Here is a 9,719-nt window from a genome sequence, read left to right as displayed (position 1 = left end):
CCGCAGACACCCGGCTGGACGGTGACAGGCCCGACAGCGGCCTGAGATCCGGACCTACGCCCCCTTGTAGACGTCCAGCCGCCCGCACATCCCGAACTTCCCGTACGCCGAAGGCTGTTCGGCCCGTACGGCGGCGTCGGCGAGGTGCGAGAAGTCGCCCTGGTCGAGCCGGTCGAGCTGCGCCCCCGTGGCCGCGGCGGCGGCCCGCGCCCCCCGCTCCCAGCGCTCGCGCCACTCCGCGAGCCGGGGTCGTACCAGCGCGGCGGCGGCCCGGTGGAACGCGGCCAGCGCGTGCGGGCCCTCGGCGGAGCGCAGCGCCTCGTAGCCCTCCAGTGCGAGGTCGCGCCGGGCCCGGGCGACCCGTTCCTGCTCCGCCTCGGGCGCGTCGGCCGGGATCACAGTGACGGCGGCGTACGTCTCCGGGTCGGTGAGGTACTCCGGCGGCAGCGTGAGCACCGCGTCCCCGGCCTCGGGCAGCCCGCTGTTCTGCATGAGGACGGTGATGCGCAGATCGCCCTCGTTGACGAGCCGGTGGATGGTGCCCGGCGTGAACCAGGCGACCGTTCCGGCCGCGAGCGGCGTCACCTCGTACCCGGACGTCGTGAGCGTCTGCACCGCACCCCGGCCGCCGGTGACGACGTACCCCTCCGAACAGGTCAGGTGCATATGGGGAGTTCCGCCGCACACTCTGTCGTCACCATCGACCTCGGCGGGCCAGTCGTAGACGGAGAGATGCGAGACGGCGACTCCCCCTGGCAGCCCACCGAAACCCTCCGCGCTCACCAAGACCGCGCCTCCAGGTACTTGGCGATCTCCTCCCGCTCCCACGCTCCGTCGGCGATGACGACCCGGTAGCGCCGGGTGAGTGTGTCGCCGGGTTCGAGCAGCAGCTCGTCGTAGAAGGCGAAGGAGGGGGCGATCCCGGCGAAGGGCTCGTTGCGTACGAACCAGTGGGCGGGGTGGGTGCCTTCGGCGCCGGCCTGGTCGTTCTCGGGGGCGTGTGCGAAGACGACGGTCGCGTGGCCGTCGGCGCCGTCGTGCTCGCCGGAGACGGCGAGCCAGGGGCCCTGGGAGCCCATCAGCTCGGGGCCCTCTCCGTCGGGGCCGATGATCCTGCCGTCGCGGAAGGCGCGGGGGCCGCGCCAGAAGAGGCCCGTGTAGCCGGCCGCCTCGCGCCCGTGGGTGGTCGGGCTGCCGAACAGCAGCGGCTCGTCACGGCGGTTCGTCACGGAGCTCGTCCAGGTCAGCGCCCACGAGCCCGACTCCGGGTCGACGTCGTGCACCTCGATGCGGCGCCGCTCGTCGGCCCAGAGTTCGCCGCTGTACGGATGCCAGGTGAGCCGTTCGGCGATGACGAGGCGCTCGGCGTCCGCGTACAGCTCGTCGAAGGCGACATGGGCCATCGACCCGACCCGCTCCGGGAGTTTGAGATACCCCTCGCCGTGAACGTATGTGTTGCCGCCCCACAGGTTCTGGCCCGAGAGGTGCGAGGCGGTGAACTGGAGGCCCTTGTGCCAGCGGTGGTCGTTGGGCCGGTAGTCCGTGACGACGTCGCCGGCCAGCGTCCGGATCGGGTGGAGGTACGGCTTCGGCGCCTCCCAGGCGGCCTCGGGCCGGTACACATAGCTGAACAGCTCGACGCCGGTGGCCGGTTCGGTCACCGTGACGCGGTCGTCGTGGGCATGGACGATACGCAGGCCGGTCACGCCGACACCTCCTCGCGCGCCACGGGCGCCCAGCCGGGGGCGCCGCCGTGCAGCGCCGTGTAATAGGGGTCTCCGGGGCCGATGTCGCCGGCCCGTACGGTCGTGTCCGTGAACGCCGACTTGTAGAGCGCGGTGATCAGTTCGAGGCTGGTGCGCCCGTCCGTGCCGCTGCTGCGCGGCCGTTCGCCGGCCCGCATGCTCACGACGAGTTCGCGCAGCTGCTCCACGTGCGAACTGGGCACGTCCGGCCCGAAGTCCTGCCAGACCGCGGCCTCGTCGCCCGACACGTCGGGGGCGGGCGTGATCCGCCAGTTGTCGTTGCTGTGCCCGTACAGGTGGGTGAGTTCAACGGTCGCGCGCTCGCAGTCGATGCGGATACGGCTGACCTCGTCGGGGCTCAGCACGCTGTTCACGACGGTCGCCAGCGCGCCGTTCGCGAAGCGGACCAGGGCGGTCGAGACGTCCTCGGTCTCCACGTCGTGGACCAGCCGCCCGGCCATGGCCTTCACCTCGCTCCACGGCCCGAGCAGATCGAGCAGCAGGTCCATCTGGTGGATGCCGTGCCCCATCGCGGGACCGCCGCCCTCGGTCGCCCAGCGACCGCGCCAGGGCACCGCGTAGTAAGCGGTGTCGCGGTACCAGGTGGTCTGGCAGTGCGCCACGAGCGGCCGCCCCATCGCCCGCTCGGCGAGCAGCCGACGCACATGCCGGGAGCCAGAGCCGAAGCGATGCTGGAAGACAATCGAGGCGTACGGCCCCCCGCCCTTCCCTTCCTCGTCCTCCACGGCGTCGAAGTCGGCCAGCGTCGGCACCGGCGGCTTCTCGCACCACACCCAGGCGCCCGCCCGCAGCGCGGCGACGGTCTGCGCGCGGTGCAGGGTGGGCGGGGTGCAGATGGTGACGAGGTCGGGCCGCTGTTCCCGGAGCATCTGCTCCAGGTCGGTGTAGGCGTGCGGGATTCCGGACTCGGCGCAGAAGGACTCGACCGACGTGGCATCGATGTCAACGGCCGCGACGACCTCGGTCTCGCCCTCCTCGGCGAGCCGGGCGAGCGCCGGGAAATGGGAACCGCGGCCGATGGCACCGGCGCCGACCACGGCGGCCCTGATGCGGCGGCCGGTGAGCGGCGGCAAGGGCTGGAACGCCCCGGGGTTGGTGGCGGGTGTGGACATGGGCGTGATCAGCACTCCTCCGGAGACAGCGAGCGCGTCCAGCAAGCGCTTTCCTCCGCTGCAACGTATGCGCCGCCCCCGTAGCTGGTCAACACCGCGCACCCGGAGTCGCGGGAGCGCCCGTGAAACCCCCGCGCCCGGAGTCGCCCGACCTCCACGAAACCTCCGTATCCGGGGTCGCCCGCCCACCGTGAAACCCCTGTGTCGGGCCTGTCACACCGGGACGCTACGCTGCCCCTCACACACACTCGTTCACCGCGCGCGGCGTTTTGGTGTGTCCTTTGCCCCTCCACGATCAGCACTTGGACGCCGTAACTCCATGTCTTGGTTTGAATCCCTCATCCTCGGACTCGTCCAGGGGCTGACCGAGTTCCTCCCCGTCTCCTCCAGCGCGCATCTGCGGCTCACGGCGGCCTTCTCCGGCTGGGAGGACCCGGGCGCGGCCTTCACCGCGATCACCCAGCTCGGCACGGAGGCGGCGGTGCTGATCTATTTCCGCCAGGATGTCGGGCGGATCCTCGCCGCGTGGTTCCGGTCGCTCACGAACAAGGAGATGCGGCGCGATCACGACGCCCAGATGGGCTGGCTGGTGATCGTCGGGTCCATCCCGATCGGCGTGCTCGGCGTGACGCTCAAGGACCAGATCGAGGGGCCGTTCCGCGATCTGCGGATCACCGCCACGATGCTGATCGTGATGGGCGTCGTCATCGGCGTCGCCGACCGGCTCGCGGCCCGCGACGAGTCGGGCGGCAAGCACCGGGCACCCAAGCAGCGCAAGACACTTGAGGACCTGAACGCCAAGGACGGCCTGCTGTACGGCCTCTGCCAGGCGATGGCCCTGGTCCCGGGTGTCTCGCGCTCGGGCGCGACCATCAGCGGCGGTCTGTTCATGGGCTACACCCGTGAGGCGGCGGCCCGTTACTCCTTCCTCCTCGCCATGCCGGCCGTACTGGCCTCGGGCGCCTTCGAGTTGAAGGACGCGGCGGAGGAAGGGCATGTCGCGTGGGGGCCGACGATGTTCGCGACGGTGATCGCGTTCGTGGTCGGGTACGCGGTCATCGCCTGGTTCATGAAGTTCATCTCCCACAAGAGCTTCATGCCGTTCGTCTACTACCGCATCGCCCTCGGCATCGTCATCATCGCGCTGGTGACTGCGGGCGAACTCAGCCCGCACGCGGCGGAGTCGGCGGGCTGAGCCGACGCCGGCGGTGCTGCCGGAGCGGGCGCGCGGGTGGGCCGAGCGGAGAGGGTGGACCAGCTCAGGGAGGCCCCGGGAGGCGGCACGGGCCTAGTGCGGCAACGGTCGAGACACTCGGACGTCCCGCACGCGAACTGCTGGTCCAGCGCCGTGAATTCGGCCGTCTCGGGCGATCCCGACGGGAACGTGGGGTTCCTGGACCACGACGAGGTGTACGACGGTTTCGGCGATCCGCCCCGGGCGCTCGGGACCGCCGCGGTCGTCGAACTCGCCGCCGCGCAGGACCGTCTCAGGCTCGGCGACCTGCTCGCGGACCTGCCGGCGTCCCCCGAAGTCGCCGCCGCCGTCTGCGGATTCGGCGCCAGATTCGACGGTGACGTACGGGAGCATCCGACCGAACACTTCGTCGCCCTGCGGGAGTTCTACGGAGCCGCCGCACGTCACGCCCAGTGTGTCGTCACCTGGGTCGACTGAGCGTCCAGCCCGCGCCGCGTGCCCGGTTCGCCGTGCCCGTGACCAACCCCATACGGTCTGCGTAGCCGTCCGGTAGCGCAGTGTCAGTCCTTGCCCCTAGGCTGTTCGCATGTCCCCCTATTCCGTAACCCCTGGTTCCGTGCGGTCTGCTTCCGAGGTGAACGAGCAGATCCGGGCACTCTGGCTGCGTGCGGGCGGTTCGCTCTCCACCCAAGAGCGGGAGGAATACGAGCTGTTGGTGGTCGAGTGGGCCGCGGCGATCCGTGACGAGGTCATCGCCGCCGCCTGAAGCCGCCTGAGACTGTCTCTGAGGCTGCCTGAATTCCCTTCACATCAAAGGCAGTTGGGGCAGTCCGGTCCGGGCGACCGCAGCCCGCCGCTCATCTCCCGCCCGACACCCGCAGCACCGTCCCCGTCGCATACGACGCCTCCGGCGACATCAGCCACGCGATCGCGGCAGCGACCTCCTCCGGCCGGGCCGGGCGTTCGGGAGCGACCGCGTTGACGCGGATGCCGTCGGGGGCGAGTTCCTTGGCGAGGCCCAAGGTGAGGGCGTCGACGGCGGCCTTCGTCGCGGCGTAGTGGACTTGGTCTTCGGGGGTGTCGGTGGACGACGACACGTTCACGATCACGCCGTTCCCCCGTGCCGCCATCACCCGTGCGGCGCGGCGTGAACACAGCAGTGTGCCAAGGAGGTTGACCTCGACGACCCGCTGCAGATCGGCGGGGTCGGCGTCGGCGAGGCGGCCGAACGGTCCGGTCACCCCGGTGTTGTTCACCAGCCCGGTGACCGGCCCGAGTTGTCGCTCCGCCGCCGTGAAGAGCCGCTCGACGTCCGCCTCGACCGACGTGTCGCCCTGCACGCACACCGAACGGGCCCCGGTCCGCCGTACCGCCTCCGCGACGTCCTCGGCCGCCCGCGCGTCCCCGAGGTGTCCCACCACCACGTCGTGTCCGTCCTCCGCGAGCCGCCGGCAGGTCGCGGCGCCGATGCCCCGGCTGCCCCCGGTGACGACCGTGACAAGACGTTTCATGAGCACTCCTCACGACGGACAACGGGGAAGAGCAACGGGGAAGAACAGGGAAGACAACCGAATGTTCCCCACCTTGTCCCCGCGTCCCTCTTGGCGCGACACCCTCCGTAGCCAACACTGAGCCGATGACGCAGCGTGTGGAACTGGCAATTGTGATGGACCGGCTGGCCGTGGACGAACTGATCACCGAATACGCGGTGGCGGTCGACGACGGCGACTGGGAGGCGTACCGCAAACTGTTCGCAACGGACGGGCGTGCCGACTACCGGTCCGCCGGAGGGATCGAGGGGAACGCCGAACAGATCGCCGTATGGCTCGCGGAGAGCATGAAGCTGTTCCCGATGCGGCAGCACCTGATCGTCAACCGGCGGATCAGTTTCGGCGCCCTGGACCAGCACACCGACGACACCGCGCGCGTCCAGGCCGACTACGTCAATCCGATGCGCTTCGCCAAGGAGGACGACGGCGACACGTCCACCGCTCCGGACTTCGTGTGCGGCGGGCGGTACGCGTTCGGGCTGCTGCGGACGGACGACGGCTGGCGGTTGACCGAGGTCGTCGTGGCGGAGAAGTGGCGGCGCCTTCCCGAGCGGCGTCCGGAAGCCGTGGTCAACTGATACGACCGGTTCGGCGTCCGCCGACCCGGATCGGCCGCGGCACGCACACTGGAGCCACCAGCGGGTAGGGGGTTCGTATGAGGAACTTCGGCGACTGGCTCGTCTCCCCCTGGCGGCGCTCCCTGCTCGCCGTCCTCGCGGGCGCCCTGCCCGTGTTCGCGTTCCCCGCACCGTCCTGGTGGTGGTTCGCCTACGTCGCGCTCGTCCCCTGGATCCTGCTGACCCGCTCGGCGCCGACCGGGCGGCGGGCGGTCCACGACGGCTGGTTCGGGGGGCTCGGGTTCATGCTGGCCGTGCACAGCTGGCTGGTGCCGAGCCTGAGCGTGTTCATCGTGGTCATCGCGGGACTGCTGGGCGCGCTGTGGGCGCCGTGGGGCTGGCTGGTGCACCGTTTCCTCGGTGGCGTGCCGTCGCCGGGGCGAGGCGGGGCCGCGATGCTGGTGCTGCCCTCGGGCTGGCTGATGGTCGAACTCGTGCGGTCCTGGCAGGGGTTGGGCGGCCCGTGGGGTCTGCTCGGCTCCACCCAGTGGCAGGTGGAGCCGGCCCTGCGGCTCGCGTCCGTCGGCGGGGTGTGGCTGCTGAGCTTCCTGGTGGTGGCCGTCAATGTCGCGGTCGCCGTGCTCGTCGCGGTGCGCGCGGTCCGGGTGCCCGCCGTCGCGGGACTGGTCGCCACCGCCGCCGTGACCTCCGCCGTCTGGGTGTGGTCACCGCGCCCCGACGTCGACGGCCGGGTGCGGATCGCCGTCGTACAGCCGGGTGTCGTCGCCGGCGACGAGAGCGGCGAGCGGCGCTTCGACCGCGAGGAGCAGCTCACCCGCCAACTCGCCGGTCAGGACGTCGACTTGATCGCCTGGGGCGAGAGCAGCGTCAGCTTCGACCTCACCAAGCGACCCGATCTCGCCCGCCGTATCGCCGCGCTCTCCAAGGAGACCGGCGCCGACATCCTGGTCAACGTGGACGCCGAGCGCTCCGACAAGCCCGGCATCTACAAGAGTTCGATCCTGGTCGGCCCGGACGGTCTCACCGGTGACCGCTACGACAAGATGCGGCTGGTCCCCTTCGGCGAGTACATCCCGTTCCGTTCGCTGCTCGGCTGGGCCACCTCCGTCGGCAAGGCGGCGGGCGTGGACCGCAGGCACGGCACCGAGCAGGTGGTGATGAACGTGGGGCACGGGCTGCGCATCGGCCCGCTGATCTGCTTCGAGACCGCGTTCCCCGACATGAGCCGGCATCTCGCGCAGGACGGCGCGGACGTCCTCCTCGCGCAGTCGTCGACCTCGTCGTTCCAGAACAGCTGGGCCCCCGAGCAGCACGCCACCCTGGCCGCCCTGCGCGCCGCCGAGACCGGCCGCCCGATGGTCCACGCGACCCTGACCGGCGTCTCCGCCGTCTACGGCCCGAGCGGACAGCGCATCGGCTCCTGGCTGGGCACGGACAAGAGCACCACCCAGGTCTACGACATCCCGCTCGCGCACGGCATCACCCCGTACGTCCGCTACGGCGCCTGGCCGGTGGGCCTGGCGCTGCTGGTGCTCGCGGCGATGTGCGTCGGGGAGGGGACCGTGGCGCTCAGGCTGCGGCGGACCGGTCCGCGACCGCTCGTACCACCCGCTCGCACAGTTCATGAGTCGCCAGCGCGTCCCGGGCGCTGAGCACCTTTCCGGCGCGTACGGCGTCCAGGAACGTGAGCACGGCCTGCTCGATGCCGCGCTGCCGGGCCACCGGCACCCAGTCCCCGCGGCGTCGTACGGTCGGCTGGCCCTTGTGGTCGACGACCTCGGCGAGGTTGCGGACCTCACGCTTGGTGTCCTGGCCGGAGACCTCCAGGATCTCCTCGACCGAGCCGCTGAGCCGGTTCATCACACCGATCGCGGTGAAGCCGTCGCCGGAGAGCTGGAGCACGAGGTGGTGCAGCAGTCCGTCCTGGGTGCGGGCGCGCACGGTCACGTCCTCGATCGGCCCGGGCACCAGGAACCGCAGGGTGTCCACGATGTGGATGAAGTCGTCCAGGATCATCGCGCGCGGCTCCTCGGGGAGCCCGATCCGGTTCTTCTGCATGAGGATCAGTTCGCGCGGGTGGTCGGCGCACTGCGCGTACCCGGGGGCGTGGCGGCGGTTGAAGCCGACCGCGAGCGACATGTTCCGCTCCTCCGCGAGCACCACCAGCCGCTCGGAGTCGGCGAGTTCGTAGGCGAGGGGCTTGTCGACGTACGTCGGCACGCCCGCCTCCAGGAGCCGGGTCACGATCTCGGGGTGCACGCTCGTCGGGGCGTGCACGAACGCGGCGTCGAGGTCCTGCGCGAGGAGTGCGTCGAGGTCCGTGTGCCGCCGGTCCGCCGGGAGATGCAGGCCGTCCGCGACCCGGGCGAGAGTGGCGGGGGTGCGGGTCTGCACGTGCAGTTCGACCCCGGGCAGGCTGCCGAGAACGGGCAGGTAGGCCTTCTGCGCGATGTCACCGAGTCCGATGCAGCCGACCTTCACGGAGTCTCCCTGGCGCTTGTCCGGCGGTACCTCGGAAGCATACGGCGGGGGATATCCGCTGGTGCGGGCGGACCGGGCGCGGGAGGATGCGAGGATGACCATCGAGCGCAGTGAACCCGCGACCACCGCCGACGAACGCACCATGCTGGAGGGCTGGCTCACGTACCACCGGGAGACCCTGGCCTGGAAGTGCGAGGGTCTGACCGACGAGCAGTTGAGGACCGCGTCCGTGGAGCCGTCCACGCTGTCGCTCATGGGTCTGGTGCGGCACATGGCGGAGGTGGAGCGGGGCTGGTTCCGCAATGTCATGGCGGACGAGGGCCTTGGCCCGATCTACTTCAGCGACGAGGACCCGGACGGCGACTTCCATCTCACCGAGGCGGACACCTGGGCGGAGGCCCACGCCACCTGGCGGGCCGAGATCGCGGCGGCGAGCGAGATCGCGGCCCGCTTCACCCTGGACGACGTCTCCGTGGGCAAGCACCGGCGCACCGGCGAGCGCTTCAACCTGCGCTGGATCTATACGCACATGATCGAGGAGTACGCCCGGCACAACGGCCACGCCGATCTGCTGCGCGAGCGGATCGACGGGCAGACCGGCGACTGACGTCACGTCACCCGGAGCGGGGCGCGCGCCGTCCTTAAGGGGTCGGAGATCACCCGTGTGGGGCATCATCCGCCCGTCCGCTGTCCCGAACGGGGCCGGAACCAGCAGAGTTGCGCGGGTGCATCGAACGACGACCACCACCGCAACGCTCCTGGTCACCGTGGCTGTCTCGGCCCTCTCCGGCTGTGTGACGGTCCAGCGGCCGGTGGCCCCCGCTCCCCCGGCCGTACCGTCCCATGCGTCGGTGCCGCGTCCGGACGGCAGCATGGAGCCGCAGGTCGTACAGGCCCCGGCGCGGGAGGCGCTGGAAATGATCGACCCGTCCCACCGCCCCGGACCGGCCACGCATCCACCGCACCACGCACCGGCCCCGCCCCCGCGGGCGGCCCAGGCACCGGTACCGACACCGGTCCCCCGCTCGCACCAGCAC

Annotated in this window: 11 protein-coding genes and 1 pseudogene; 7 read left to right on the top strand and 5 right to left on the bottom strand. The window is 71.0% G+C overall.

Annotation, left to right across the window (positions count from 1 at the left end; genetic code table 11):
- Positions 1–54: 54 nt before the first annotated feature.
- From JHN63_RS40670 to JHN63_RS40660, 3 genes are read right to left on the bottom strand one after another with little or no spacing between them, the layout of a single operon-like run.
- Positions 55–786: a cupin gene (locus JHN63_RS40670; RefSeq protein ID WP_200690145.1), complete on the bottom strand. Its 732-nt coding sequence runs from the start codon at positions 784–786 to the stop codon at positions 55–57.
- Positions 780–1,706 (bottom strand): PmoA family protein, encoded by a 927-nt coding sequence (locus tag JHN63_RS40665; protein WP_200690144.1) that lies wholly within the window; start codon positions 1,704–1,706, stop codon positions 780–782. Before JHN63_RS40665 ends, JHN63_RS40670 begins: the two co-directional genes overlap by 7 nt.
- Positions 1,703–2,878, bottom strand: a complete 1,176-nt coding sequence (locus JHN63_RS40660) for a Gfo/Idh/MocA family protein (RefSeq protein WP_200690143.1) — start codon at positions 2,876–2,878, stop codon at positions 1,703–1,705. Before JHN63_RS40660 ends, JHN63_RS40665 begins: the two co-directional genes overlap by 4 nt.
- 319 nt (positions 2,879–3,197) lie before the next feature.
- Here JHN63_RS40660 and JHN63_RS40655 point away from each other — a divergent pair, with 319 nt between their 5' ends.
- From JHN63_RS40655 to JHN63_RS40645, 3 genes are all read left to right on the top strand, one after another.
- Positions 3,198–4,073, top strand: a complete 876-nt coding sequence (locus tag JHN63_RS40655) for an undecaprenyl-diphosphate phosphatase (protein ID WP_200690142.1) — start codon at positions 3,198–3,200, stop codon at positions 4,071–4,073.
- A gap of 153 nt (positions 4,074–4,226) precedes the next feature.
- Positions 4,227–4,550 (top strand): hypothetical protein, encoded by a 324-nt coding sequence (locus tag JHN63_RS40650; RefSeq protein WP_200690141.1) that lies wholly within the window; start codon positions 4,227–4,229, stop codon positions 4,548–4,550.
- A 109-nt stretch (positions 4,551–4,659) separates the two neighbouring features.
- Positions 4,660–4,839: a hypothetical protein gene (locus JHN63_RS40645; RefSeq protein WP_200690140.1), complete on the top strand. Its 180-nt coding sequence runs from the start codon at positions 4,660–4,662 to the stop codon at positions 4,837–4,839.
- Between the two features lie 91 nt (positions 4,840–4,930).
- Here JHN63_RS40645 and JHN63_RS40640 read toward each other — a convergent pair whose 3' ends face one another.
- Complete coding sequence (locus JHN63_RS40640; protein ID WP_200690139.1) at positions 4,931–5,584, bottom strand: SDR family NAD(P)-dependent oxidoreductase; 654 nt, start codon at positions 5,582–5,584, stop codon at positions 4,931–4,933.
- Between the two features lie 125 nt (positions 5,585–5,709).
- Here JHN63_RS40640 and JHN63_RS40635 point away from each other — a divergent pair, with 125 nt between their 5' ends.
- Both JHN63_RS40635 and lnt read left to right on the top strand, forming a co-directional pair.
- Positions 5,710–6,201: a nuclear transport factor 2 family protein gene (locus JHN63_RS40635; RefSeq protein WP_200690138.1), complete on the top strand. Its 492-nt coding sequence runs from the start codon at positions 5,710–5,712 to the stop codon at positions 6,199–6,201.
- A 77-nt stretch (positions 6,202–6,278) separates the two neighbouring features.
- Positions 6,279–7,853: an apolipoprotein N-acyltransferase gene (gene lnt, locus JHN63_RS40630; protein WP_200690137.1), complete on the top strand. Its 1,575-nt coding sequence runs from the start codon at positions 6,279–6,281 to the stop codon at positions 7,851–7,853.
- Here lnt and JHN63_RS40625 read toward each other — a convergent pair.
- Positions 7,771–8,682 carry a Gfo/Idh/MocA family protein gene (locus JHN63_RS40625; protein WP_200690146.1) on the bottom strand — a complete coding sequence of 304 codons (912 nt, stop codon included), beginning with the start codon at positions 8,680–8,682 and terminating at the stop codon, positions 7,771–7,773. The two genes, lnt and JHN63_RS40625, sit on opposite strands and share 83 nt — an antisense overlap.
- A gap of 94 nt (positions 8,683–8,776) precedes the next feature.
- On the opposite strand from JHN63_RS40625, the gene JHN63_RS40620 reads away from it, so the two are divergent.
- Positions 8,777–9,289, top strand: coding sequence for a DinB family protein (locus JHN63_RS40620; protein ID WP_200690136.1), 513 nt, complete (start codon positions 8,777–8,779; stop codon positions 9,287–9,289).
- A gap of 118 nt (positions 9,290–9,407) precedes the next feature.
- Positions 9,408–9,719, top strand: a pseudogene (locus JHN63_RS53345) (hypothetical protein); the annotation flags it as partial.

The sequence above is a fragment of the Streptomyces sp. MBT65 genome, assembly GCF_016612545.1.
Taxonomy (GTDB): domain Bacteria; phylum Actinomycetota; class Actinomycetes; order Streptomycetales; family Streptomycetaceae; genus Streptomyces.
This window is presented reverse-complemented; position numbering and strand designations above follow the sequence as displayed.